The following is a 24,625-nucleotide window of genomic DNA, read 5'->3' as shown; positions in this document are numbered from 1 at the left end:
CCGGTCACCTCCCAGGAGGTGACCGGGCGCTCGTCGTCCGCGGGGCGGAGGGTCAGCCGAAGCGGCCGGAGATGTAGTCCTCGGTCGCCTTCTGCGACGGGTTGGAGAAGATCGTCGAGGTGCTGTCGATCTCCACGAGCTTGCCGGGCTTGCCGATGCCGGCCAGGTTGAAGAAGCCGGTCTGGTCGGACACGCGGGCGGCCTGCTGCATGTTGTGGGTCACGATCACGATCGTGTACTCGTTCTTGAGCTCGGCGATGAGGTCCTCCACGGCGAGGGTGGAGATGGGGTCCAGGGCCGAGCACGGCTCGTCCATCAGCAGCACCGAGGGGCGGATCGCGATGGCCCGGGCGATGCACAGGCGCTGCTGCTGACCGCCGGACAGGCCCATGCCGGGCTTGTCGAGGCGGTCCTTGACCTCGGTCCAGAGGTTCGCGCCGCGCAGCGAGGACTCCACGAGGTCGTCCATGTCGCTCTTCTTCATGCGCTTGGCGTTCAGGCGCACGCCGGCGGCGACGTTCTCGTAGATGGACATCGTCGGGAACGGGTTGGGGCGCTGGAAGACCATGCCGATGTGCTGGCGCACCGAGACGGGGTCGACGTCCTTGTCGTAGAGGTCCTGGCCGTCCATGACGACCTTGCCCTCGACGCGGGCGCCCGGGATGACCTCGTGCATGCGGTTCAGCGAGCGCAGGAAGGTGGACTTCCCGCAGCCGGACGGGCCGATCAGCGCGGTCACGGCCCGCGGCTCGATGGTCATGTTGACGGCTTCCACGGCGAGGAAGTCGCCGTAGTAGATGTTCAGGTCGCTCACGTCGATGAGCTTGGCCACGTCGGCTCCTTGGTCGATCTGGGTCGGGGTGCGGCGGCGGGGCCGCTCAGCGACCGGCCTTGGGGGAGAAGAAGCGGGAGATCAGCCGGGCGACGAGGTTCAGCGCCATCACCAGGATGATGAGGACCAGCGCCGCCGTCCAGGCGCGGTCGATCCCGGGCTGCGGCGGCACGCCGGGCTGGGTGTAGCTGTAGTAGGCGTACACCGGCAGCGTGGCCATGCGGCCCTCGAACGGGTTGAAGTTCGTCGCGACCGTCGTGCCGACCGTCACCAGCAGGGGGGCGGTCTCGCCGGCCACGCGAGCCACGGCCAGCGTGATGCCGGTGGCGATGCCCGAGATGCTGGTGCGCAGGACGACCTTGATGATCGTGCGCCACTTCGGCACGCCCAGGGCGTACGCCGCCTCGCGCAGGTCGTTGGGGACGAGCTTGAGCATCTCCTCGGTGGAGCGGACCACCACGGGGATCATCAGGACGGCCAGGGCGATGGAACCCATGATGCCCAGCTTCGTGCCGGGGCCCATGAGGAGCACGAACAGGGCCGCCACGAACAGGCCGGCGACGATGGACGGGATGCCCGTCATGACGTCGACGAGGAAGGTGATGGCGCGCGCCAGGGCGGACTTCCCGCCGTACTCCACCAGGTAGACGGCCGTGAGCAGGCCGATCGGCACGGAGATGACTGTCGCCACGAGGGTGACGATGATCGTGCCCCAGATGGCGTGCAGCGCCCCGCCGCCCTCACCGACGACGCCCTGCATCGACCAGGTGAAGAAGGTCGCGTCGAAGCGGGTGAGGCCGTTGGACACGACCGTCCACACGACGGAGACCAGCGGCACCATCGCCAGCAGGAAGGCGATCGTCACCAGGGCGGTGACGAGGCGGTCCTTGGCCTTGCGGCTGCCCTCCTTGGCGCCGGAGACGACGCCGGTCAGGACCAGGTGCACGATCGCCGTCAGGACCGCGACGGCTGCGATCGAGGTGCCGCCGGGCAGCAGGACCGCCGTGGCGATCACGGCGGAGGCGGCCAGCAGGGCCCACGGCGTCCAGCCGGGCAGGGCGGCCTTCGTCAGCGGCAGGTCGACGGACATCAGCCCCTCGCGGGGGGACTTGCCGGTGGTGGTGGTCATGCCTTGGCTCCGGAGCGCGAGACGATCCAGCGGGCGGCGAAGTTCACCAGGAAGGTGATGACGAACAGGGCCAGGCCGCTGGCGATGAGGGTGTTCGTGGTCAGGCCCGAGGACTCGGGGAACGCCAGCGCGATGTTGGCGGCGATCGTCAGCGGGTTGGCGGCGCCGATGAGGTCGAACGTGACGATGCGGGCGCCGGAGAGCACCAGCGCCACCGCCATCGTCTCGCCGAGCGCGCGGCCCAGGCCGAGCATCGCGGCGCTGACGACGCCGGAGCGGCCGTAGGGGATGACGGCGTACCGGATCATCTCCCAGCGGGTGGCGCCCAGGGCCAGGGCGGCCTCCTCGTGCAGCCGCGGCGTCTGCAGGAAGACGTCGCGCGACAGGGCGGTGATGATCGGCAGGATCATCACGGCCAGCACCAGACCGGCGGTGAGCATCGTGCGGCCCGAGGGCAGGGCCGGCCCCTCGAAGAAGGGCAGGAAGCCGGCGTTGCGCTCCAGCCACTGGTAGATCGGCACCAGCCACGCGGACAGGACCACGGCGCCCCAGATGCCGTAGACGATGCTCGGCACCGCGGCGAGCAGGTCGACGAGGTAGCCCAGGGTCTGCGCGGCGCGGCGCGGCGCGAAGTGCGAGATGAACAGGCCGATCCCCACGGCGATCGGGGTGGCCACCAGCAGTGCGATGAGTGCGGCCAGGACGGTGCCGAACAGCAGCGGCCACACGTACGCGGTGACCGTCTGCCCCTCCGGCAGGTCCTCGGGCGAGGCCGTCAGAGCCGGGATGGACTGCCCGATCAGGAAGGCCGCGACACCCGCCAGGACGAGCAGGATGATCACGCCGGCGCCCGTGGAGGTGCCCTTGAAGACGGCGTCGCCCTTGCGGGTGGTGCCGGTGGCGATGCTGCCTCTGCCGTCCGGTCCGGGGTCTCGGGTCGGCTGCTGCGTCGGGGTGCTCACCCGGGGGTCCTCCTGGTGCGGGGGCGGTGCGCGGTGCGGGCCGCGCCTGGTGCGGGAAGGGGCGGACGGCCGTGCCGGCCGTCCGCCCCTCTGCGGTCGAGGATCGGGCTCAGGCGCCGATCATGTCGAGCGACGTGGTGATGTCCTCGCGCAGCGTCTCCGAGATGGGGGCGGACCCGGCGTTGTCCGCCGCGGCCTGCTGGCCCTCCTCGCTGGTGACGTAGGTCAGGTACGCCTTGACGAGCTCGCCCTGGGTGGCGTCCTCGTACGCGGTGCAGGCGATCGCGTAGGAGACGATGAACAGAGGGTAGGCCCCGTCCGCGGTGGTGGTGCGGTCGATCTCGATGGCGATGTCGCCCTCGGGGCGGCCCTCGACGCGGCTGGAGGAGTCCAGCGCGGTGGCGGCGGCCTCGGCGCTGGGGGCGACCCAGCTCTCGCCGACCTTCAGGGAGGCGGTCTGCAGGGCGCTGGCGGCGACCTGGCTCTCGTCGGCGTAGCCGATGGAGCCCTCGCCGGCGCCGATGGCCTGCACCACGCCGGAGGTGCCCTGGGCGGCCTCGCCGGTCTGCAGCGGCCACTCGCCGTCGGCCTCGGTGGTCCACGCCTCGGGGGCGGTGGCGTGCAGGTAGTCGGTGAAGTTCTCGGTGGTGCCCGAGTCGTCGGAGCGGTGCACCGGGTTCACCGTGGTGGCCGGCAGGGTCACGCCCGGGTTGTCGGCGGCGATCGCCGGGTCGTTCCAGGTGGTGATGGTGCCGTTGAAGATGTTCGCCAGGACGGTGGGCGACAGCTGCAGGTTCTCCACGCCGGGCAGGTTGTAGGCCACGGCGATGGGGGAGACGTAGACCGGCAGGTCGATGGCGTTGCCTCCGGCGCAGCGCTCCTCGGAGGCGGTCAGCTCCTCCTCGTCGAGGTAGGCGTCGGAGCCGGCGAACGGCACGCCGCCGGTGAGGAACTGCTCGCGGCCCGCGCCGGAGCCGACCGGGTCGTAGTTCACCGTGACGTCGGGGTTCGTGGCGTTGAAGCCGGCGGCCCAGGCCTGCTGCGCGGCGGTCTGGGTGCTGGCGCCGGCGCCGGCGATGCTGCCGCTGAGGTCCGAGGCGTTCGCTCCCTCGCCGCCGGTGGTGGTCGTCTCGTTGCTCCCGCTGCAGGCGGCGAGGCCCAGGGTGAGGGCGAGGGCGGCCGGGACGGCGGCACGGCGGAAGGTCCTGCGGTTCACGGATGAGGCTCGCTTTCGCTCGACGGGCGGGCGCGGGGCAGCGCCGGCCGGGGTCTGACGTGCGAAGACGGTAAGCATCCGAGGTGACGTGATACCCCGGCGACAGTGAACGCCGGGTTAACCGGAGCGGGCCGGTCGGCGGCGGGCGCGGGACGCGACGCTGACGGCTGGGTGAACGAGTGAAGGGTGTCACAGCGCGTCACTGCCACACCACCCCCGGTCGAGACCGGCCCCCGGAGCCCGGGCGCGCCCCCCGTGAGCGCCCCGGTCAGCTCCCGACGACCGGCTGGTGGCGCTCCACCGCCACCACGCGCGCCTCCGCGCCGCGGCCGCTCACGTGCGCCACGGCGAACTCGCCCTTGGCGAGCTTGCCCAGCAGCAGCGCCCGGTCGTCCGCGTCCTGCGCCAGGTCCGCGAGCCGCTGCTGCACCGCCGGCAGCACCGGGCGGTGCGAGCACAGCACCGCCCCGCGCCCGCCGGCCAGCACCCCGGTCACCACCGCGTCGGCCCCCGACGGGTCGGCCACGAAGCCGTCCTCGCTGAGCGCCTCGTCCTCGCGCACGCGCCACGAGGCCGTGTCCGCCGCGGGCAGCAGCGTCTGCACGCAGCGCGCCCACGGCGAGGTCACCGCCTCGCGCACGTCGAAGCAGGCCAGCAGCGGCGCCAGCGCGTGCGCCTGCTCGTGGCCCCGGTCCAGCAGGGGTCGGGTGGAGTCCTCCGGGCCCGTCCAGCGGGCCCGCGCCACCGCCTTGGCGTGGCGCAGCACCACCAGCGGCCACGTGCGCACCCGGGCCGCGGCCAGGGCGGCGTCCAGCACCCGCACGTCGTGCGGGTACGTCAGCAGCTCACGGGCCTCCGCGCCGCTGCACCAGCGGACCTCGTCCACCTCCTCCGGCGAGGGCGTGCCCGCCTGCTCACCGGGAGCGGTGAACGCCAGCCAGTAGCGCACCCGCTTGCGGCGCCCGTCCGCCACGCGGTACTTCAGCTGCGGCAGCGGCCGGGTCAGCTGCACCCGGCAGCCGGTCTCCTCCAGCGTCTCGCGCACCGCGGCCACCGCGTGCGGCTCGCCGTCCTCCAGCTTGCCCTTGGGCCAGGACCAGTCCCGGCCGTGGCGGTGCGTGGCCGGCCGGTGCACCAGCAGCACCTGCGGTTCTCCGCCGCGGGAGCGGCGCACGACCACGCACCCCGCCGCCTCCACGTCGGCGGGGGCGGCGGTACCGGCGGCGGGCGGTGTCACCGGCGCCGCGCGGAGGGCCGGCGCCCGGGGCGGGTCGCGATGATGTGCTCCTGCAGGTCCGTCAGCGGGCGGCCCTCGGCGTCCAGGTGGTGGCGCGTCCACGCCCCGTCCGCGTCCAGGTGCCACGAGGCGGTGGTCTCGCTCATGCACGCGTCCAGCAGCTGCGAGACCTCCCGCACGTGGCGCGGGTCGGTCAGGCGCACCACGGCCTCCACGCGCCGGTCCAGGTTGCGGTGCATCATGTCCGCGCTGCCGATCATCACCACCGGGTCGCCGCCGGAGGCGAACCAGAAGATGCGGCTGTGCTCCAGGAAGCGGCCCAGGATGCTGCGCACCCGGATGTTCTCGCTCAGCCCCGGCACGCCCGGCTTCAGCGCGCAGATGCCGCGCACCACCACGTCCACCGGCACCCCCGCCCGGGAGGCGCGGTACAGCGCGTCGATCAGCGCCTCGTCGACGATGGAGTTCACCTTGATCCGCACGCCCGCGGGCAGGCCCTGGCGGTGGTTGTCGATCTCGCGGTCCACGCGGTCCACCAGCCCGGTGCGCAGCGAGCGCGGCGCCACCAGCAGGCGCTTGTAGGCGGTCTTCGGCGCGTACCCCGACAGCTGGTTGAACAACCGCGTCAGGTCCTCGCCCACCTGCGGGTCGTCGGTCAACAGGCCCAGGTCCTCGTACAGCCGGGCGGTCTTGGGGTTGTAGTTGCCCGTGCCCACGTGGCAGTAGCGGCGCAGGCCGCCGGACTCCTGGCGCACCACCAGGCTCAGCTTCGCGTGGGTCTTCAGCCCCACCAGGCCGTACACCACGTGCACGCCGGCCTGCTCCAGCTTGCGCGCCCACGTGATGTTCGCCTGCTCGTCGAAGCGCGCCTTGATCTCCACCAGGGCCAGCACCTGCTTGCCGGCCTCGGCCGCGTCGATGAGCGCGTCGACGATGGGGGAGTCCCCCGAGGTGCGGTACAGGGTCTGCTTGATGGCCAGCACGCGCGGGTCGGAGGCCGCCTGCTCCAGGAACGCCTGCACGCTCGTGGAGAACGAGTCGTACGGGTGGTGCAGCAGGACGTCGCGGTTGCGGATCGCGCCGAACACGTCCGAGGGCTTGGCGGTCTCGGCGCCGTCCGTCAGGTCGCGGTGCGTGCGCGCCACGAACTTCGGGTACTTCAGCTCCGGGCGGTCGATGTCGGCGATGTCGCCCAGCCCGCGCAGGTCCAGCGGCTCCGGCAGCTCGTACACCTCCTGCTCGGCCACGCCCAGCTCGCGCACCAGCAGGTCGCGCACGGTGGGGTCGATGTCCGAGGCGACCTCCAGGCGCACCGGCGGCCCGAAGCGGCGGCGCAGCAGCTCCTTCTCCAGCGCCTGCAGGAGGTTCTCCGCGTCGTCCTCCTCGACCTCGAGGTCCTCGTTGCGGGTGACGCGGAACGTGTGGTGCTGCACGACCTCCATGCCCGGGAACAGCTGGTCCAGGTGCACGGAGATGACGTCCTCCAGGGGCACGAACCGCGCCGAGCGCGCGTCGTCGCCGTCCGCCTGCGCCACCGCCACGAACCGCGGCAGCAGCGGCGGCACCTTCACCCGCGCGAAGTGCTCCTTGTCGGTGGTGGGGTTGCGCACCACCACCGCCAGGTTCAGCGACAGCCCCGAGATGTACGGGAACGGGTGCGCGGGGTCCACCGCCAGGGGCGTCAGCACCGGGAACACCTGGTCGCGGAAGAAGCCGTGCAGGCGCACCTGCTCGTTGGTCGACAGCTCGTCCCAGCGCACGATCGTGATGCCGGCCTCGGCCAGCGCCGGGCGCACGCCCTCCAGGAAGGCGTTCGCGTGGCGCTCGGTCAGCTCGTGGGCGCGCGCGGAGATCGCGTCCAGCACCTCGCGCGGCTCCAGGCCGCTGGCCGCGGTGACGGCCAGGCCCGTGGCGATGCGGCGCTTGAGCCCCGCCACCCGGACCATGAAGAACTCGTCGAGGTTGTTGGCGAAGATGGACAGGAACCGCGCCCGCTCCAGCAGGTGGGTGCTGGGGTCCTCCGCCATCTCCAGCACGCGCTCGTTGAACGCCAGCCAGGAGACCTCCCGGTCGGCGAAGCGGTCCTCGGGGAGCTCCACGGGGTCGTCGGAGCGGGGGATCGCAGGGAGCGGGGCGGCAGAACCGGCCCGGGTCGTCGCCGTCATGTCCCCATCCTGCCACCGGGACGGGGCTCGTCCCCGGCGCGGGCGCGGTGCCCGCACCGGCGGTGACGAGGGGGTGGCGCCCCGGTGGACGGCCGGTGGACGAGGCGCTCCGGCGGCCCCGGGACGGCGCTCAGGGCGCCGGTGCGCTCGCGTACTGCACGTCCACGGCGGCCCGCGCGAACCCCAGGCCCTCGTACAGCCGCACCGCGGGGACGTTGTCGCCGTCCACGTACAGCTCCACCTCGCCGGGCGCGCCCGGGCCGGCCACCGCGCGCAGCCCGCGCACCAGCAGCGCCCGCCCCAGCCCGCGGCCCGCGGCCGCCGGGTGCACCCCCAGCACGTACAGCTCCGAGGCGTGCGGCTGGACCTTCATCCAGCAGAACCCCAGCAGCCCCTCGCCCCCCTGCGCCAGCAGGAACACCGACGGGTCGAACCACGGCTCCGCCAGGCGCAGCCGCAGGTCGTGCACGCTCCAGCGCCCCTGCTCGGGGTGCGCCGCGAAGGCCGCGGCGTTCAGGGCCGTCCACGCCTCGTCGTCGGCGCCCGGCACGAACGGGCGCACCACCACGCCCGCCGGCAGCGCCGGCTCGGCCAGCTCCGCCAGGCCCGCGACCGGGCGGTGCAGGCGCAGCAGCTCGCGGGTGCGCACCCACCCGGCCCCCGCCGCCAGCGCCGCCGCGGCGGGGGAGTCGCCGTGGGCCCACAGCAGCACCCGCCGCCCCGCCGCCAGCTCGCGCACCAGGCCCAGCAGGGCGCGCCCGTGACCGCGACCGCGCGCGTCCGGGTGCACGAGCAGCTCGCCGGCCAGCTCCGCGCCGGCGTCGGCCAGTTGCGCGTACCCCACCGGGGCGGACTCGCCCGAACCCGTACGGGGCGCGCGCAGCAGGACGTGGCGCACCCCGTCGGCGCCCGTGCGCGCGCGCAGCAGCGCGTCCTCGCTCAGGGCGTCCGAGCCGTCGGCCGCCGACGCCGCGTCAGCCAGCCGTCGCACCTCCTCGCGGACCTCCGGCGCCAGGGCGCCGGCCACGACCGTGGCGCTCACCCCGCTCGCCCCGCTCACCCGTTCCGCGGTGCGCCGGGCAGGGCGCCCGCCCCGCCGCTCTCCTGCTCGTCGAGCGGGCCGGACGCCTCGTCGAGGGTCGCCGCGTCCAGCGCGCCCCCGTCCTCGCGGCCGCTGGAGACGAACCGGTAACCCACGTTGCGCACCGTGCCGATGGCCCCCTCGTGCTCGGCGCCCAGCTTGGCGCGCAGCCGCCGCACGTGGACGTCGACGGTGCGGGTGCCCCCGAAGTAGTCGTAGCCCCACACCTCCTGCAGCAGCTGCGCGCGGGTGAAGACCCGCCCGGGGTGCTGCGCGAGGTGCTTGAGCAGCTCGAACTCCTTGTAGGTCAGGTCCAGCTGGCGCCCGCGCACCCGCGCGGAGTAGGCGGTCTCGTCGATGACGACGTCACCCGCGCGGATCTCCCCGGCGCCGCCGTCGGGCGCCTCCTCCGTCGCGGCGAGGCGGTTGCGCCCGGCGGCCAGGCGCAACCGCGCGTCCAGCTCCGCGGGGCCGCACGTGTCCAGCAGCACGTCGTCGGCGCCCCAGTCGGCGGCGACCGCGGCCATGCCGCCCTCGGTGAGCACCAGCAGCAGGGGTTGCGTCAGCCCCGTGGCCCGCAGCACCCGGCACAGGGAGCGGGCCGCGGCCAGCTCGCGCCGGCCGTCGACCAGGACGGCGTCCCCGGCGGGGCCGTCCACCAGCACCGAGGCCTCCGCCGGCAGGACGCGGACGCTGTGCGGCAGCAGCCCCAGCGCCGGCAGCACGTCGGTCGAGGGGGTCAGCGCGTTGGTCAGCACGAGGATCTGGGCCACCCGCGGTCTCGCCCTCCCGTCCGTGCGATCGGGCCGCCCGGGCGACCCGCCGAGCCGGCAGCTTAACGGCCGCCAGCCCGGCTCCGCGCCCGCCGCGCCCCCACCGCGCGTCCACCGCGGCGGCGCGTGCGGGAGGATCGCGCCGTGACACCTGCGGCGACGGCGACGACCACCCTGGCCCTGGCCGTCCTCGTCGCGCTGGCCGCCTTCGCCGGACCCTTCGCACTGGCCCTGGCCCTGGTCCTGCTGGTGGCGCTGGTGGCGGTGGGCTGGCCGGCCCTGCTGAGCCTGCCCTCCCCGCGCGGCACGACCGCGGTCGTCGCGCTCGCCGGCCTGGGAGCCGTCGCCACCGGCACCGCGGTGGTGAGCGCCGACCGGGACGCGCTGGGGGCGGGCCCCCTGGCCGGGGTGCCCGCCGTCGCGGCCCTGGCCCTGCTGGCCGCCTTCGTGCACCAGCTGGCCCGCCGCGACGGCCGCCCGCGGCTCGTGGAGTCGGTCAGCGGCACCGTCACCGGCCAGGCGCTCGGCGTCCTGGCCGCCTGCTGGAGCGCGGTGCCCGCCACGTACGCCGGGGCGCCGCTGGCCCCCGTCGTGCTGGTCGCGGTCTGCGCCGCCGCCGCGGTCTGCGCCACGAGCTGGCCGCTGCGCGTGGCCGGGCCGGTCGCCGTCGGGGCGGGAGCCCTGGCCGGCTGGCTGGCCGGCTCGGCGAGCGTGGCCCTGGGCGGCGCCGGGATCGTCCCGCCCGCCCGCTGGGCCGTGGCGGGCCTGGTCGCCGGCGCCGGCGCGGGGGTGGCGGTCGCCGCCTGGCGCGCGCACTCGGCGCGCCTGCCGGCCGCCGGCACGCTGCCGGCGGCGTTCGCGGTGGCGGCCGCCCCGGTCTGCCTCGCCGGCGGCGGCGCCTACCTGGTGGGGCGCCTGCTGCTGCTGTGACCGCCCGCGCGGGCCCCGCCCCGGGCCCGTCCGCGCGGCGCCGGGCGTGAGGCCGCCCACGTCGGCGGCCCCGCGCGGTGCGGCGAGGGTTAGGCTCGCCACGTGCACGCCCTCGAAGTGTTCTTCCTCGTCCTGCTGATCGTGGTCAGCATCGTGATCGCGTGGTTCGCCGGCTTCGTGGTGTACCGCCTGTTCAAGGGTCAGCGCTGACCCGTGGCAGGCGCTCCCGTCCCCCTGCGCACCGACACGCCCCTGCCGCTGGTCCCGCTGTCCTGGCTGCTGGGCCGCTGGGAGGGCGCCGGCGTGCTCGGCCACCCCGCGCGCGGTGAGGACACCCGCTTCGGGCAGGTCGTGGAGTTCTCCCACGACGGTCGCGACTTCCTGAGCTACACCTCCACCACGTGGGCCCTGGACGAGGAGGGGCGCACCACCGACCCCCTCGACGTCGAGACCGGCTACTGGCGCCCGCAGCCGCTGGACCCGGCCGCCCCGGCGCCCGCCGACGGACCGCGCCCGGTGGAGCTGGAGGTGCTGCTCGCGCACCCCACCGGCGTCGTGGAGGTCCTCGTCGGCACGGCCACCGGCCCGCGCATCGACCTGTCCACCGACGTGGTGGCCCGCACGACCACCGCCCACGAGTACACCGCCGCCACGCGCGTGTACGGGCTCGTGGAGGGCGACCTGCTCTGGGCCCTCGACGTCGCCCTCGACGGCCACCCGATGCGCAGCTACGCCTCGGCCCGGCTCAAGCGGGTGCCCTGACGGCCGGGACGCCCACCCCGCTCGGCGAGGTGCTGCACGCCCGCGGGCTGCGCCTGACGCCCCAGCGCCAGCGCGTCCTGGCCGTCGTGCGCCGCCTGGGGCACGCCACGCCCGAGGACGTCGTCGCCGCCCTGCGCGCCGAGGCCGGTGCTCCCGCCGTCGACGCCTCCACCGTGTACCGGGCGCTGGCCCTGCTGGAGGAGCTGGGGCTGCTCGCCCGCACGGCGCTGGAGCGGCGCGCCGAGTCCTTCCACCCCGTCGAGCACGGCGGGCACCTGCACCTGGTCTGCGAGGCCTGCGGCGGCGTGGCCGAGGCGCCCGCGCAGGCGGCCGCCGGCCTGGCCAGCGACCTGCTGCACCGCACCGGCTTCGCCGCGGACGTGACCCACCTGGCGCTGCGCGGGCGCTGCGCCGCCTGCCGCGCCGCCCACCCCACCGACCCGACGGAGGCGTCGTGAGCACCCCCACCCCCGCAGCCGCCCCCGCCCGGCGCTCGCCCCTGCTGGACCTGCCCGGCGCGGTGGCCGCCGAGGGCCCCGACGCCGGTGTCGCCTGGCACTACGGCGACCCGGTGGCCGAGCAGCGCGCCCTCGTGCGCGGTGAGGCCTTCGTGGACCTGTCCCACCGCGGCGTCGTGCGCCTGACCGGCCCCGACCGGCTCAGCTGGCTGCACAGCACCACCAGCCAGGCGCTGGCCGGGCTGCCCGCGGGCACCAGCACCGAGAGCCTCGTGCTCTCCCCGACCGGCCGCGTCGAGCACGACCTGCACCTGCTCGACGACGGGGACGCCACCTGGATCACCGTCGAGCCCGGCGAGCGCGAACCGCTGGTCTCCTGGCTGCTGAAGATGCGCTTCACGCTGCGCGTGGAGGTCGAGGACGTCACCGCCGAGTGGGCCGTGCTCGGTGAGCCCAGCCGCGAGCCCGCCGCCGCGGCCGGGCCCGTGTGGGTGGACCCCTGGCCCGGCCCGGTGCCCGCCAACGAGGGCGGCGCCGCCGACACCGCCAGCTACGCCGCCGTGCCCACCCCCCTGCACCCGGGCGCCGAGCGGCCCTGGCGCGAGGTGCTCGTGCCGCGCGGCGAGCTGGCCGCCCGCGCCGCCGGGCGCCGCCCGGCCGGCACCTGGGCGAGCGAGGCGCTGCGCGTGGAGGCGTGGCGCCCGCGCCTGGGCCTGGAGACCGACGAGCGCTCCATCCCGCACGAGCTGGACTGGCTGCGCACCGCCGTGCACCTGCACAAGGGCTGCTACCGCGGGCAGGAGACCGTCGCCAAGGTGCACAACCTGGGGCGCCCGCCGCGCCGGCTGGTGCTGCTGCACCTGGACGGCTCCACGCACGACCTGCCCGCGCACGGCGACGACGTCGTGCTCGCCGACGGCCCCGAGCGCGCGGTCGGGCGCGTGACGACCGCCGCCCGCCACCACGAGCTGGGCCCGGTGGCGCTGGCCGTCCTCAAGCGCTCGGTGCCGGTGGACGCGCCGCTGCTGGCCGTGGCCGGTTCCGCCGCCGGGGACGCCCCGCGACCCCTGGCCGCCGCGCAGGAGGTCGTCGTCGCCCCGTGAGCCGTCCCGCGGTCCGCCCCCCCCGGGCGGCGGCGTGGGCCTATCCTCAAGATGCGCACGCGCAGTCGCGCGCTGGTCGCTCAGAGCGATCATCCGGATCGGGGAGCGGAGGCCGACATGGACGACGAGCACGTCAGCGGGTACCAGCGGGGCGGACGGCGGGCGCTCGACCGCGTGCTGGCCCCCGAGTTCCTGGCGGACCTGCGCACCATCGACCTGGACGAGCTGCGCGAGCGCCGTTCGCTGGCCGAGCAGGAGGAGGCGGACCTCTCCTACGCGCGTCGCCTGCTGCAGGGGCGCCTGGACCTGCTGGGGGCCGAGCTGCAGCAGCGCTCCGACGTCGACGGCGGCACGGACGTGCCGGCCGCGCGCAGCGACGCGGAACTGGTGGCCCGGCTCACCGACGTGCTGGCCGACCCCCGGCGCATCGACCACGGCATGGGCCGGCACACCACCGTGCAGCCCAGCCGCGTGGGCGAGCACCGCCGCCGCGCCGAGGCCGCCGTCGCCGACCCGCGCCTGTCGGACCTGGCCGCCATGGACGACGACCAGCTCGCCGCGGCCCGCGAGCGGCTGCTGGAGCTGGAGGGGGAGCTGTCGGCCGACCGGCACCGCGTGCAGGAGGCCATGGACGCCTGCACCGAGGAGATCACCCGCCGCTACCGCGAGGGCGTCGCCACCGTGGAGGACGCGCTGCCCGGCGCGCGCTGACCCGGGGGCGCTGACCCCGGGGACGCACCGCCTCCGCCGCGCCCCCGGTCCCGCTCACCCCCGGGCGGCCAGCAGCGTGCGCAGGTGGGCGGCCAGGACCTCCTGCGCACGCGGGTCCAGGGCGGCCGTGGCGCGGCGCTCGGCGTCCAGCACGGAGGGCAGCAGCCGGTCCACGAGGGCGGTGCCGCCCGGGGTCAGGGCCAGGCGGCTGACCCGGCCGTCGCGGGGGTCGGGGGTGCGTTCGAGCAGGCCGCGGGCCGTCAGGTGCTCCAGCCGCTTGGTCGTGGCCGCCCCGGAGGCGAGCGTGGCGGCGCTGACCCCCGTCGGCGTCAGCGGCCGCCGGCTGCGCCGCAGCGCGCACAGCACGTCGAACTCCGCGCGGGTCAGCCCCTCCTCGCGCACGACCTCGTCGGCGGCGCGGCCGACGGCCGCCGCGGCCAGGCGCAGCCGGCCGGAGACGGCCATGGGGCTGGTGTCGAGCTGCGGGTGCACCGCCGCCCACTCGGCGCGGGCCCGGTCGACGGGGTCCGGGCCGGGACCGGCCGGCGGATCGGGGAGGGGGTCGCTCACCCGGCAAGGGTAGCCGTCCGCGCCGAAGTGCTTCACGGGTGAAACACCCGCTAAGATCCTGGTGTGCCCACCGCCGCCCTCCTGCACCTCGCCCGCTCCGTGCGCGGTTGGGGGCGCCTGGCGCCGGGTCCCACCCCCTGGGCGGACGCCTGCGCCGCCCTGGTGTGGACCGCCGTCCCGCTGGCCCTCGTGCTCGCCGCCGGCACGCCGCTGCTCGCCGCCCCCGCCACCTTCGGGGCGATGGCCGGGGTGTACGGCCGCGCCGAGCCGTACGCGCGGCGGTGGCGCACCCAGGCGGCCGCCGGCGTGGTCATGAGCGCCGCGCTGCTCGCCGGTGCCCTCGCCGGGATCGCCGGGCGGGCCCTGCCGGTCGGCGGCTGGGGCGCCGAGGTCGTGCCCGCGCTCGTCGTCGCCGTGGTGGCCCTGCTGGCCAAGCTGCTCAGCGACGCCGTGCGCACCGGCCCGCCCGGCGGGCTCATGCCCGTCTTCGCCGCCGGCACCCTCGCGCACACCCCCCTCACCGCCGCCGACCTGCCCGCCGTCGTCCTCGTCGCCCTCGCCTGCGCCGCGTTCGCGGCGGCCGTGTCCGCCGCCCCGGGCCTGCGCCGCCCCGACGGCCCCGAGCGCGACGCCGTCGCCCGGGCGCTGGGCGCCGTCCTCGCGGCCGTGCACGACCCCGCCGCGCACGGCGCGGCCGCCCTCGCCGTGCACCGGGCGTGGGACGTGCTGGCCCCCGGTGCCGCGCGCACGGCGGGCGACCCCACCGGCCCCGCCCGCTGGCTCGCGCACGCCGAGCGCCTGCTGCACGCGGCCGCCGGCCCCGCCCCCACCGCGGGCACCGTCCCGGCGCCCCGCCGGCGGGTCCTCGCCGCCGACGTCGACGCCGCCCGCGCCGCCCTGTCCGCGCTGCGCGGACGCGGTCCCCTGCCGCCCGTGCCCGCCCGTGCGGGCGCGCTCGCGGAGGTCCTGGGGCACGGCGCCACCGGCGACGGGCGGCTGCGGGCGATCGCCGACGCGCTGCGGCCGGCCTCCGTCCTGCACGCACCCGCCCTGCGCGTGGGTGCGGCCTGCGCCGTCAGCGCCGTGCTCGCCGCCGCTGCGGGCCTGGGGCACACCTACTGGGCCGCGGTCGCCGCGGCGGCCGCGCTGCAGTCCCCGTCGCTGGGCGTCACCACCCGCCGCGCGGTGCAGCGCTCCCTGGGCACCCTCGCCGGGCTGGTGCTCGCCGCGCTCCTCGTGCCGCTCGCCACCGGCGACGCCTCGCTGTGGGCGAGCACCGTCGCGTGCATGTTCCTCGTCGAGCTGCTCATGCCCCGCAACCTCGCCCTGGGCACCGTGCCCATCACGGCGCTGTCGCTGCTGCTGACGCGGCTCGGCTCGACCGCGACCCCGCTCGAGAGCCTGGCCGGCGACCGCGTCCTCGACACCCTGCTGGGCGTCGCCATCGGGGTGGTCGCCGCCCTCGCCGTGCGCAACCGCCACGCCCGCACCCACCTGGAACGCGCGCTCGGCGCCGTCGCCCGCTCCAGCGCGGCCGGCGACGCCGCGGCGCTGCGGCACGACCTGGCCGTCCTGCGCGACGCGCACGACCTGCTCGCCGACGACTCCTGGGGCGCCCGCGCCGGAGCCGCCACCGGCCCCACCGCCACCGTCGACCCGGAGCGGGTCCAGCGGGCCGAGCGGGACGGTTACCGCCGCCTGGGTGAACTCCTGGGCGCCGGGGCCTGAGGACGCCCGCGCGGGGAACCCGGCGGGCCCGCCGACCGTAGGACCTGCGTGACCTCCCTCGTCGGCACCGTGCAGATCGGCGTGCTCCTCGTGATCGCCTTCGCGGCGTTCGCCCTCACGGCCTGGGCCCTGGTCGACGCCCTGCGCCGCCCCGCCGGCGCCTTCACCGCCGCCGGCAAGCGGACCAAGACCTTCTGGGTCGCGATCCTCGCCGTCGCCGCGGCGATCGGCTTCGTGTCCCTGCCGCCCATCTCCGCCGCGGGCCTGCCGGGCCTGCTGGGCATCGTCGCCGTGGTCGCCGCCGCGGTGTACATGGCCGACGTGCGCCCGGCCGTGCGGCAGTTCGGCGGCCGGCGCGGTCCGCGCCGCGACGACCGCGGCCAGGGGCCCTACGGCCCCTGGTGAGCCCCCGCGGGGGTCGCCCCCCGCCCGCTCCCGCCGGGGGAGCGCCGCGCGCCGCGCAGGGCGCAGCGCAGCAGCGCCGACCCCACCACCAGGAGCGCGAGCACCGAGAGGACGTCCGCCTCGGTGAACCCCCGGCTGTAGCTGAACGTGTGCAGGACGCGTCCCTCCACCGGGCCGTTCACCCGGCTCCACACCGCGCTGAGCAGCCCCGTCAGGACCGCGACGTCCCAGCGCGGCCGCACCAGGCAGCCCAGCACCCCCACGCCCAGGGCGAGCAGCGTCAGGGGGATGACCACGGGGACGTCGAGCACCGCCCGATCGTAGGCGCGCAACCCGCACGACGCTCCCGGTCCACCGGGCGCACCCCGTCCGTTCACCCGGGTGGCGGTGCGACACGCTGCTCCCGTGAGAGCGGTCGTGCAGCGCGTCAGCCGGGCCCGGGTCACCGTCGACGGCGAGGAGGTCGGCGCCCTGGGCGGCCCCGGGCTGCTCGTCCTGCTGGGCGTCACCCACGACGACGGGCCGGAGCAGGCCGAGCGCACCGCCCGCAAGATCGCCCAGCTGCGGGTGCTGCGGGAGGAGCGTTCCGTGCTGGAGACCGGGGCGGGGGTGCTGCTCGTCAGCCAGTTCACCCTCTACGGCGACACCCGCAGGGGCCGGCGCCCCAGCTGGTCGGCGGCCGCGCCGGCGCAGGTCGCCGAGCCCCTGGTCGCCGCCGTCGCCGACGCGCTGCGCGCTCAGGGCGTGGAGGTGGCCACCGGCCGCTTCGGCGCGGACATGGCCGTCGAGCTGGTCAACGACGGGCCGACGACCCTGCTGCTGGAGGTGTGAGGCGCGCCCCCGAGCTGGCCCGCACGACCAGCTCGCGCGGCTCCAGGTGCAGCGGGCCCGGTGCCCGGCCCGCCAGCTGGTCCAGCAGCAGGCGGGCGGTCGCCGCCCCGTCGGCCACGACGTCGCGGCGCAGCGCGGTGATGGCCGGACCGGCCAGCCGGCACAGGATGGAGTCCTCCCCGGCCACCACGGCCAGGTCCCCGGGCACCCGCACCCCCAGGGAGCGCCGCTCGGCCACCACCGTGGCGGCCATCACGTCGTTGTCGTACAGCACCGCGGTGGGCGGCTCCGGGCGCGCCAGCAGCTCCCGGGTCGCCTGCAGGCCCCCCCGCGCGGTGTAGTCGGCGGCCACGACCTCCTGCGCCGCCCCCAGGGCCGCGGCGGTGACCTCCCGCCAGGCCCGGTCGCGGCGGCGGGTGTGCCGGAACTGCGGCGGCCCGCTGACGCGCGCCAGCCGCCGGTGACCGCGCGCCAGCAGGTGCCCGACGACCTGCGCGAGCGGCTCGCGCTCCTCCTCCACCGACACCGCCACGGTGGTGGCGCCCTCCGCGACCCCCGGCAGGTCCTCGCCCGTGCCGCCGCGCACCACGCTCGGCACGCCCAGCCCGGTGACCAGCGCCAGCCGGGGGTCGTCCACGAGCAGGTCGGTGAGCACCACGCCGTCCACCCGCCGCTCCTGCCACCACCGGCGCAGCACGTCCACCGCCGCGTCCACGTCGGGCACCACCGTCATCAGCAGCGACACCGACTCGGTGGCCAGCACGCCCTCCATGCCGGCCACCAGGCGCATGTAGTAGGGCTCCTCGCCCAGCAGCTCCACGTCGCGTGCCACGGCCAGCCCCACGGCGTGCGCCCGGGCGCGGGACAGCGAGCGGGCGGCCGCGCTGGGGCGCCAGCCGAGCTCGCGGGCGGCGCCCAGGACCCGCTCGCGGGTGGCCGCCGACACGCCGGGGAGGTCGTTGAGGGCGTAGGAGACCGACGCCTTGGACACCCCCGCCAGCCGCGCGATGTCGCGGATCGTGGGGCGCGCCCCGCCGGGCGGCGATCCGTCCACGCTCACCTCCGGGTCCCGGTGCCGTCCGCAGGATCATGCCCGACCGGTGCACCGGCGCCGCGCCGGGCGCCGGGCGCCACCGCCTCCCACGCCACGGTCAGCTCGCCGAGCCGCCAGCGCGCCGGCCCGTCCAGCACCGGCCAGTCCCGGCTCAGCGCGCGGCAGGTGGCCAGCCACCGCTGGCGCGCGCCGAACGTGCCCTCCGGCGCCGCGCGCGCCCAGGCGTCGTCCGCGGCGCGCAGCAGGTCGTGCACGCCCTCACCGGGCACGTTGCGGTGGATGAGCGCCTTGGGCAGCCGCTCGGCCACGGCGGACGGCTGCGCCAGCCCACCCAGGCGCAGCGAGATCGTCAGGGAGAGCGGACCGCGGGCGTCCAGCGCGACCCAGGCGCTTCGCCGCCCCAGCTCGTCGCAGGTGCCCTCCACCACGAGGCCGCCGGGTGCCAGGCGCGAGCGCAGCAGCTCCCAGGCGGCGGCCACCTCGGCCTCGTCGTACTGGCGCAGCACGTTGAAGGCGCGCACCAGCACCGGGTCCCCGCCGCCGGGCACGGCCAGCTCGAAGCCGCCCACGGCGAACTCGGGCGCACCGGCCACCCCCGCCAGGGCGGCGCGGGCCGCCGCCACCCGTTCGGGCGAGACCTCCAGGCCCACCACACGGACGTCGGGGCGCACCCGGCGCAGCCAGCGCTGCAGGTCGGTCACCGTCACGGGGCGGGCGCCGTAGCCGAGGTCGACGACCAGCGGGTCGGCGGCCCGGCGCAGCCGGCGGGCCTGGGTGCCGGCCAGCCACCGCTCCACGCGCCGCAGGCGGTCGGGGCCGGTGGTGCCGCGCGTGACGGTCCCCACGGGACGCCGGGCAGACTGCTCGCCGGACCGTGCCGGGGCGCGGTCGCCGTTCCAGGGGGGCACCGTCCGACGGTAGCCACCCGGGGCGGTGCGGCAGGACGAGGACCAGCGAGGGGCGGCAGGAGCGAACGGTGGGTGCGCAGAGCGCGGCGGGGGTGTCGCGGGTGGCGATGGTGTCGGTGCACACCTCACCGGTGGAGCAGCCGGGCACCGGCGACGCCGGCGGCATGAACGTGTACGTGCTGGAGCTGTCCCGGCAGCTGGCGCGGCGCGGCGTCGAGGTGGAGGTGTTCACCCGGCGCACCTCCTCCGAGCAGCCGCCGCTGGTGACCGCCGCCGACGGGGTGACGGTGCGGCACGTGCCCGCCGGCCCCTACGAGGGCCTGGGCAAGGACGACCTGCCCGGTCAGCTGTGCGCCTTCACGGCCGGGATGCTGCGCACGGGCGCGCGGCGCACCGAGGGCCACTACGACCTCGTGCACTCGCACTACTGGCTGTCCGGGCAGGTGGGGTGGCTGGCCGCCGACCGCTGGGACGTGCCGCTGGTGCACTCCATGCACACGATGGCGAAGGTGAAGAACGCGCACCTGGCGTCCGGGGACGCGCCGGAGCCGACGGGCCGCGTGATCGGCGAGGAGCAGGTGGTGGCGGCCGCCGACCGCCTGGTCGCCAACACCCCCGCCGAGCGCGACGAGCTGGTGCAGCTGTACGGCGCCGACCCCGCCCGGGTGGCGGTGGTCCCCCCGGGCGTGGACCTGGCGACGTTCTCGCCGGACGGGGGCCGGGCGGCGGCGCGCGCCCGGCTCGGCCTGCCCCCGGAGGCGGAGCTGCTGCTGTTCGTGGGCAGGCTGCAGCCGCTGAAGGCCCCGGACGTGCTCGTGGAGGCCGTCGCCCTGCTGCTGCGCGAGCAGCCGCAGCGCCGCTCGCGGCTGCGCGTGCTCGTGCTGGGCGGACCCAGCGGCTCCGGCACGGCGCACCCGCACGCGCTGACCGACCTGGTGCGCGCGCGGGGCCTGGCGGACGTGGTGCAGGTGCGCCCGCCGGAGCCGCGCGACCGGCTGGCCGAGCACTACCGCGCCGCCGACGTCGTCGTGGTGCCCTCCCACAACGAGTCCTTCGGCCTGGTGGCCCTGGAGGCCCAGGCGTGCGCGACACCCGTGGCGGCGGCTGCGGTGGGCGGGCTGCGCACCGCCGTGGCGGACGGCGAGTCGGGGGTGCTGGTGGACTCGCACGACCCGGGCGTGTGGGCGCGCGCCCTGCGCGACCTGCTCGACGACCCCGCCCGGCGCGCGGCGCTGGGCCGTCGGGCCGCGCAGCGGGCGCGGGGCTTCGGCTGGGACCGCACGGCCGAGGCGACGCTGGAGCTGTACCGGGGGGCGCTGGCCGCCCGCCGGGCGGGGGAGCGCTGAGGTGCGCTCCCCCGGGGACGGCCCGGGTGGACCCGCCGCCGGTGGGGGCGACCGGCGGTCCTCGGTAGGGTTGCGGCCATGAGCGAAGCGGCGCACACCCTCGTCCTGTTGCGGCACGGCGAGAGCGAGTGGAACGCCAGGAACCTGTTCACCGGCTGGGTGGACGTGCCCCTGTCGGAGAAGGGCCGCGCCGAGGCCGCCCGGGGCGGGCGCCTGATGGCCGAGGCCGGGGTGCTGCCGGACGTCGTGCACACCTCGCTGCTGCGCCGCGCGATCACCACAGCCCACCTGGCGCTGGACGCCGCCGAGCGGCACTGGATCGACGTGCGCCGCTCCTGGCGCCTCAACGAGCGCCACTACGGCGCGCTGCAGGGCAAGGACAAGAAGCAGACCCTCGCGGAGTTCGGCGAGGAGCAGTTCATGCTGTGGCGGCGTTCCTTCGACGTGCCGCCGCCGCCGATCGAGCTCGGCTCGGAGTTCTCCCAGGACGGCGACCCGCGCTACGCCGGCCTCGGCGACGACATGCCGCGCACCGAGTGCCTGGCCGACGTCGTGCGGCGGATGCTGCCGTACTGGCACGAGCAGGTCGTCCCGGACCTCCGCTCGGGCGGGGTCGTGCTGGTCGCCGCGCACGGCAACTCGCTGCGCGCCCTGGTCAAGCACCTGGACGGCATCTCCGACACCGACATCGCCGGGCTGAACATCCCCACGGGCATCCCGCTGGTGTACCGCCTGGACGCGGAGCTCCAGCCGGTGGTGCGCGGTGGCGAGTACCTCGACCCCGACGCCGCGGCCGCCGCGGTGCAGGCGGTCGCCAGCCAGGGGCGCTGAGCCCGGCGCTCACGCGCCGGTCGCGGCGCCCGACGTCGTGACCGGCGCCGCCGGCGAGGCGGCGGGCGGAACCGTCCGGTCCGCGGAACCGGTCGCCGTGGCGGTCGGGGAGTCCGCGTCCCCGCTGCAGGAGCGCTCCACGGCGCTCTGGAGCCTCTCCTGGGCGGCCACGACGTCGGTCCCCGCGGCGGAGCCGTCGACGGCGGCGGTGGCCTCGTCCAGCGCGGCCATCGCGGTCGTGAGGTCGGCGCTCGACCCCGTGCCGGGGTCCAGGTCGCCCGCGGCCCGCGCCAGCCGCTGGTAGTAGTCCAGGACCAGCTGGGCGTCCCCGCTCAGCTCGGCGGGGGCGGCCGCCAGCACGGCGGCGTAGTACGCCGGTCCCTCCTCGGTGGTGACCAGGGCGTAGACCGACTGCGCCCGGGGGTCGCCGCGCGGCACGTCGAGCCGTTCCAGCTCCGCGGTGAAGGCGCTGTCCAGCTCGTCCTGCGCGGCGCGCACCGCCGGGCAGTCGAACGCGGGGTCGCTGCGCTGCGGGGTGCTCGTGCTCGCGGACGGGGACGAGGTCGGCTCCACGGTCGTCGTCGTGGGAGCCGGGGTGATCACCTCGTCGTCGCCGGAGCAGCCGGCCAGCAGCACGAGCGCGGCTGCCGCGGTGACGACCACCCGCGCTGCGCGGGGCCGGCACCGCCACGAGTCCACGAGCGCGACGCTACACCGGCGCGCGCCGGCCGGCGTGGCGGTGACGGCCCCGCGCCTCAGCCGACGAGCGGGAGGCCGTGCGGCTCGTGGCCGCTGTGGGAACCGGTGACCAGGAAGGTCACGTTCTTGGCGACGGAGACGGCGTGGTCGGCGAAGCGCTCGTAGTAGCGGCTGCACAGCGTCAGGTCGACCGCCACCTCGGTGGGCTGCTCCGTGCTGCGGGACATCAGCAGCTCGAACACGCTGCGGTGCAAGCGGTCCATCTCGTCGTCGTCCGTCTCCAGCTCGGCGGCGAGCTCGACGTCGCGCGAGGCGATGACACTGCCGGCCTTGGTGACGATCCGCTCGGCGACCTGGGCCATCTGCAGCACGGTGGAGCGGTACTCCGGCGGCACGACGGGCTCGGGGTGGCGCAGCCGGGCCAGCTTGGCGACGTGCCGGGCCAGGTCGCCCATGCGCTCCAGGCTGGTGCTCATGCGCAGCGCGGTGACCACGACGCGCAGGTCGGTCGCCACCGGCTGCTGGCGCGCCAGCAGCTGCAGCGAGCGCTCCTCGAGGTCCTGCTGGAGGGAGTCGATCCGCTGGTCGGCGGTGATGACGCTCTCGGCGAGCTCCCGGTCGGCGTCGAGCAGGGCGGTGGTGGCGCGGGACATGGCCGAGCGCGCCAGGTTCGTCATCTCCACCAGGGTGTCGACGAGGTGGACCAGTTCGTCGTGGTAGACGTTGCGCACGGGTGATTCTCCTCGGGCTGCGGGCGGGACGCGGGTGCCGGTGCTTCGCCGTCCACCTGGGCCCCAGGTTCCCAGGCCGGGGTGAACGCACGCCACCCCGGGTGTGAACTTCTGGCGCCGCGGGGCTGCGGGAACCGCGCGGTGCGGGGAGTGCACGGGCGGAACCTTAGGCTGGTGACGTGGTCGGCGACATCTCGAGCAGCATCGCCGCTGCTGCCGGTGTCCTGGCCGGCGCGGCCGGCGTGCTCGCCTTCCGCGTCTCCGACCGGCTGCAGCGTCCCGAGGTGCCGCCGCTGGAGCAGCCGGGCGTGCCGCCCGGGGTGAGCGACGTGCTGATGGCGCTGCGGTCCTCCGCGGTGGTGCTGGACGCCACCGACGAGGTCGTCAAGGCCAGCGCCGCCTCGTACGCCGCCGGTGTCGTGGCCGGGCGGGAGCTGACCGACGCCCAGCTGCGGGAGATGGTCCGCGCCTGCCGCCGCGACGGCCGGGTGCGCGAGGTGGAGGTCGAGCTGGCCCCCGGTCTGGGTCGCCCGCCGGCCGTCGTGCTGGCCCGCGTCTCGCCGCTGGGGCCGCGCCACGTGCTGCTCCTGCTGGAGGACCGCACCGAGTCGCGGCGGGTGGAGGCCGTGCGCCGCGACTTCGTCGCCAACGTCAGCCACGAGCTGAAGACGCCGGTGGGCGCGCTGTCGCTGCTGTCCGAGGCGGTGGAGGACGCCGCCGACGACCCCGAGGCGGTGCGCCACTTCGCCCGCCGGATGCGCCGGGAGTCCAAGCGGCTGACCCAGCTGGTGCAGGAGATCATCGACCTGTCGCGCCTGCAGGCGGCGGAGAACGTCGTCGAGGCCACCGTGCTGGAGGTGGACGCGCTCGTCGCCGAGGCCGCCGACCGCAGCGTCTCCGTGGCGCAGCAGCGCGAGTCGGAGGTCGTGGTCGCCGGTGAGCGCGGCGTTCTGGTCAAGGGGGACCGCGAGCTGCTGGTGACCGCCCTGCGCAACCTGGTGCACAACGCGCTGGCCTACTCCCCGGAGCGCAGCCGCGTCGTGGTGGAGGTCCGTCGCGTCCGGCCGCCGCAGGGCGACGAGGCCGCCGTCAGCGCGGCCGTGGACATCGCGGTCTCCGACCGCGGCGTGGGCATCAGCCCGGCCGACCTGGACCGGATCTTCGAGCGCTTCTACCGCGTCGACCCGGCCCGTTCCCGCCTGACCGGGGGAACGGGCCTGGGGCTGTCGATCGTCAAGCACGTCGCCGGCAAGCACGGCGGCGAGGTGCGCGTGTGGAGCGTCGAGGGGGAGGGGTCGACCTTCACGCTGCGGCTGCCGGAGGCGCCGCGGCCCGTGGTGGACGAGCCGTCCGAGCCCGCCGGTGCCGCACCCCCCGATCTCCCGCGGCGGGCGCCTCGCGGCCCCGCGGGTCCTTCCCGACGACCCCCGGGGCAGTCCCCGGAGGATTCACCCCTGGAGGTTCGACCGTGACGCGCATCCTGGTGGTCGAGGACGAGGAGTCGTTCTCCGACCCGTTGTCCTACCTGCTGCGGCGGGAGGGGTACGACGTCGCGGTCAGCGACACCGGGCCGGCCGCGCTGGAGGAGTTCGACAGGGCCGGCGCCGACCTGGTGCTGCTGGACCTCATGCTCCCGGGGATCCCGGGGACCGAGGTGTGCCGGCAGTTGCGCACCCGCTCGAGCGTGCCGGTCATCATGCTGACGGCCAAGGACTCCGAGATCGACAAGGTCGTGGGCCTGGAGATCGGCGCCGACGACTACGTCACGAAGCCGTACTCCTCCCGGGAGCTGCTGGCCCGGGTGCGCGCGGTGCTGCGCCGCGGGGCCGAGCCGGAGGAACTGGTGCAGACCACGGTGGAGGCGGGAGGGGTCCGCATGGACGTGGACCGCCACGTGGTCACGGTCCGCGGCGAGCAGGTCCCCCTGCCGCTGAAGGAGTTCGAGCTGCTGGAGATGCTGCTGCGCAACGCCGGGCGGGTGCTGACCCGGGTGCAGCTCATCGACCGGGTGTGGGGCTCGGACTACGTGGGTGACACCAAGACGCTCGACGTCCACGTCAAGCGGCTGCGCGCGAAGATCGAGCCGGACCCCTCCAACCCCCGCCACCTGGTGACGGTGCGCGGCCTGGGCTACAAGTTCGAGGGCTGAGCGTCCCCGTGGGC

26 protein-coding genes are annotated in these 24,625 nt (G+C 76.3%); 12 read left to right on the top strand and 14 right to left on the bottom strand.

The window, feature by feature from the left end:
• Positions 1-52: 52 nt before the first annotated feature.
• The 8 genes from pstB to ACRYM0_RS07810 all read right to left on the bottom strand — a co-directional run bounded on the left by pstB (position 53) and on the right by ACRYM0_RS07810 (position 9,395).
• On the bottom strand, positions 53-832 hold the full coding sequence (gene pstB / locus ACRYM0_RS07845) for a phosphate ABC transporter ATP-binding protein PstB (RefSeq protein ID WP_432503760.1): 780 nt from the start codon (positions 830-832) through the stop codon (positions 53-55).
• 46 nt (positions 833-878) lie between these two features.
• Positions 879-1,961: a phosphate ABC transporter permease PstA gene (gene pstA / locus ACRYM0_RS07840; RefSeq protein WP_432503758.1), complete on the bottom strand. Its 1,083-nt coding sequence runs from the start codon at positions 1,959-1,961 to the stop codon at positions 879-881.
• Positions 1,958-2,866, bottom strand: coding sequence for a phosphate ABC transporter permease subunit PstC (gene pstC, locus ACRYM0_RS07835; RefSeq protein WP_432503768.1), 909 nt, complete (start codon positions 2,864-2,866; stop codon positions 1,958-1,960). The genes pstA and pstC overlap by 4 nt, the downstream gene beginning before the upstream one ends.
• A gap of 166 nt (positions 2,867-3,032) precedes the next feature.
• Complete coding sequence (pstS, locus tag ACRYM0_RS07830) at positions 3,033-4,139, bottom strand: phosphate ABC transporter substrate-binding protein PstS (RefSeq protein WP_432503756.1); 1,107 nt, start codon at positions 4,137-4,139, stop codon at positions 3,033-3,035.
• A gap of 268 nt (positions 4,140-4,407) precedes the next feature.
• Positions 4,408-5,376, bottom strand: coding sequence for an NUDIX hydrolase (locus ACRYM0_RS07825; RefSeq protein WP_432503755.1), 969 nt, complete (start codon positions 5,374-5,376; stop codon positions 4,408-4,410).
• Positions 5,373-7,541: an RNA degradosome polyphosphate kinase gene (locus ACRYM0_RS07820; RefSeq protein ID WP_432503753.1), complete on the bottom strand. Its 2,169-nt coding sequence runs from the start codon at positions 7,539-7,541 to the stop codon at positions 5,373-5,375. Before ACRYM0_RS07820 ends, ACRYM0_RS07825 begins: the two co-directional genes overlap by 4 nt.
• Before the next feature lie 130 nt (positions 7,542-7,671).
• Positions 7,672-8,583, bottom strand: coding sequence for a mycothiol synthase (mshD, locus tag ACRYM0_RS07815; protein ID WP_432503751.1), 912 nt, complete (start codon positions 8,581-8,583; stop codon positions 7,672-7,674).
• A gap of 14 nt (positions 8,584-8,597) precedes the next feature.
• Positions 8,598-9,395, bottom strand: a complete 798-nt coding sequence (locus ACRYM0_RS07810) for a winged helix-turn-helix transcriptional regulator (protein WP_432503749.1) — start codon at positions 9,393-9,395, stop codon at positions 8,598-8,600.
• A 144-nt stretch (positions 9,396-9,539) separates the two neighbouring features.
• Here ACRYM0_RS07810 and ACRYM0_RS07805 point away from each other — a divergent pair, with 144 nt between their 5' ends.
• The 5 genes from ACRYM0_RS07805 to ACRYM0_RS07785 all read left to right on the top strand — a co-directional run bounded on the left by ACRYM0_RS07805 (position 9,540) and on the right by ACRYM0_RS07785 (position 13,359).
• Entirely contained in the window at positions 9,540-10,325 is a 786-nt protein-coding gene (locus tag ACRYM0_RS07805) for a hypothetical protein (RefSeq protein WP_432503747.1), read from the top strand.
• Between the two features lie 213 nt (positions 10,326-10,538).
• On the top strand, positions 10,539-11,087 hold the full coding sequence (locus ACRYM0_RS07800; RefSeq protein ID WP_432503744.1) for a nitrobindin family protein: 549 nt from the start codon (positions 10,539-10,541) through the stop codon (positions 11,085-11,087).
• A 29-nt stretch (positions 11,088-11,116) separates the two neighbouring features.
• Positions 11,117-11,545, top strand: coding sequence for a Fur family transcriptional regulator (locus ACRYM0_RS07795; protein ID WP_432503742.1), 429 nt, complete (start codon positions 11,117-11,119; stop codon positions 11,543-11,545).
• Positions 11,542-12,648 (top strand): CAF17-like 4Fe-4S cluster assembly/insertion protein YgfZ, encoded by a 1,107-nt coding sequence (ygfZ, locus tag ACRYM0_RS07790; RefSeq protein ID WP_432503740.1) that lies wholly within the window; start codon positions 11,542-11,544, stop codon positions 12,646-12,648. The genes ACRYM0_RS07795 and ygfZ overlap by 4 nt, the downstream gene beginning before the upstream one ends.
• A 117-nt stretch (positions 12,649-12,765) precedes the next feature.
• Positions 12,766-13,359 (top strand): RsiG family protein, encoded by a 594-nt coding sequence (locus tag ACRYM0_RS07785; protein ID WP_432503738.1) that lies wholly within the window; start codon positions 12,766-12,768, stop codon positions 13,357-13,359.
• A gap of 54 nt (positions 13,360-13,413) precedes the next feature.
• Here ACRYM0_RS07785 and ACRYM0_RS07780 read toward each other — a convergent pair whose 3' ends face one another.
• On the bottom strand, positions 13,414-13,929 hold the full coding sequence (locus ACRYM0_RS07780) for a MarR family winged helix-turn-helix transcriptional regulator (protein ID WP_432503736.1): 516 nt from the start codon (positions 13,927-13,929) through the stop codon (positions 13,414-13,416).
• Positions 13,930-13,992: 63 nt separating this feature from the next.
• Here ACRYM0_RS07780 and ACRYM0_RS07775 point away from each other — a divergent pair, with 63 nt between their 5' ends.
• Positions 13,993-15,657 carry an FUSC family protein gene (locus ACRYM0_RS07775; protein ID WP_432503734.1) on the top strand — a complete coding sequence of 555 codons (1,665 nt, stop codon included), beginning with the start codon at positions 13,993-13,995 and terminating at the stop codon, positions 15,655-15,657.
• A 48-nt stretch (positions 15,658-15,705) separates the two neighbouring features.
• Entirely contained in the window at positions 15,706-16,062 is a 357-nt protein-coding gene (locus tag ACRYM0_RS07770) for a DUF2516 family protein (RefSeq protein ID WP_432503732.1), read from the top strand.
• On the opposite strand, the gene ACRYM0_RS07765 is transcribed toward ACRYM0_RS07770, so the two are convergent.
• Positions 16,047-16,373, bottom strand: a complete 327-nt coding sequence (locus ACRYM0_RS07765) for a hypothetical protein (RefSeq protein ID WP_432503730.1) — start codon at positions 16,371-16,373, stop codon at positions 16,047-16,049. The genes ACRYM0_RS07770 and ACRYM0_RS07765 overlap by 16 nt on opposite strands.
• Positions 16,374-16,467: 94 nt before the next feature.
• Here ACRYM0_RS07765 and dtd point away from each other — a divergent pair, with 94 nt between their 5' ends.
• Positions 16,468-16,893, top strand: a complete 426-nt coding sequence (dtd, locus tag ACRYM0_RS07760) for a D-aminoacyl-tRNA deacylase (protein WP_432503728.1) — start codon at positions 16,468-16,470, stop codon at positions 16,891-16,893.
• On the opposite strand, the gene ACRYM0_RS07755 is transcribed toward dtd, so the two are convergent.
• Positions 16,856-17,953, bottom strand: a complete 1,098-nt coding sequence (locus ACRYM0_RS07755) for a LacI family DNA-binding transcriptional regulator (protein ID WP_432503727.1) — start codon at positions 17,951-17,953, stop codon at positions 16,856-16,858. The two genes, dtd and ACRYM0_RS07755, sit on opposite strands and share 38 nt — an antisense overlap.
• On the bottom strand, positions 17,950-18,855 hold the full coding sequence (locus tag ACRYM0_RS07750) for a class I SAM-dependent methyltransferase (RefSeq protein ID WP_432503725.1): 906 nt from the start codon (positions 18,853-18,855) through the stop codon (positions 17,950-17,952). The genes ACRYM0_RS07755 and ACRYM0_RS07750 overlap by 4 nt, the downstream gene beginning before the upstream one ends.
• A 107-nt stretch (positions 18,856-18,962) precedes the next feature.
• Between ACRYM0_RS07750 and mshA the strand changes: the two genes are divergently transcribed.
• Together mshA and ACRYM0_RS07740 are read left to right on the top strand one after the other, a co-directional pair.
• Positions 18,963-20,201, top strand: a complete 1,239-nt coding sequence (gene mshA, locus ACRYM0_RS07745; RefSeq protein ID WP_432503766.1) for a D-inositol-3-phosphate glycosyltransferase — start codon at positions 18,963-18,965, stop codon at positions 20,199-20,201.
• Positions 20,202-20,279: 78 nt separating this feature from the next.
• The gene (locus ACRYM0_RS07740) at positions 20,280-21,032 is read left to right on the top strand and encodes a phosphoglyceromutase (RefSeq protein WP_432503722.1); all 753 of its coding nucleotides are present in this window, start codon (positions 20,280-20,282) and stop codon (positions 21,030-21,032) included.
• Positions 21,033-21,041: 9 nt separating this feature from the next.
• On the opposite strand, the gene ACRYM0_RS07735 is transcribed toward ACRYM0_RS07740, so the two are convergent.
• Both ACRYM0_RS07735 and phoU read right to left on the bottom strand, forming a co-directional pair.
• The gene (locus tag ACRYM0_RS07735) at positions 21,042-21,731 is read right to left on the bottom strand and encodes a hypothetical protein (protein ID WP_432503719.1); all 690 of its coding nucleotides are present in this window, start codon (positions 21,729-21,731) and stop codon (positions 21,042-21,044) included.
• Between the two features lie 56 nt (positions 21,732-21,787).
• Positions 21,788-22,462 carry a phosphate signaling complex protein PhoU gene (phoU, locus tag ACRYM0_RS07730; protein WP_432503717.1) on the bottom strand — a complete coding sequence of 225 codons (675 nt, stop codon included), beginning with the start codon at positions 22,460-22,462 and terminating at the stop codon, positions 21,788-21,790.
• A 179-nt stretch (positions 22,463-22,641) separates the two neighbouring features.
• Between phoU and ACRYM0_RS07725 the strand changes: the two genes are divergently transcribed.
• Positions 22,642-23,934, top strand: a complete 1,293-nt coding sequence (locus ACRYM0_RS07725) for a sensor histidine kinase (RefSeq protein WP_432503715.1) — start codon at positions 22,642-22,644, stop codon at positions 23,932-23,934.
• On the top strand, positions 23,931-24,611 hold the full coding sequence (locus tag ACRYM0_RS07720; RefSeq protein ID WP_166610668.1) for a winged helix-turn-helix domain-containing protein: 681 nt from the start codon (positions 23,931-23,933) through the stop codon (positions 24,609-24,611). The genes ACRYM0_RS07725 and ACRYM0_RS07720 overlap by 4 nt, the downstream gene beginning before the upstream one ends.
• Positions 24,612-24,625 lie beyond the last annotated feature (14 nt).

Origin of the sequence: Kineococcus arenarius subsp. arenarius (assembly GCF_050871845.1) — a bacterium.
In the GTDB taxonomy this organism is placed as follows: Bacteria; Actinomycetota; Actinomycetes; order Actinomycetales; family Kineococcaceae; genus Kineococcus.
Note: the sequence above shows the minus strand (reverse complement) of the source record. Positions and strands in the feature narration are given on the sequence as shown.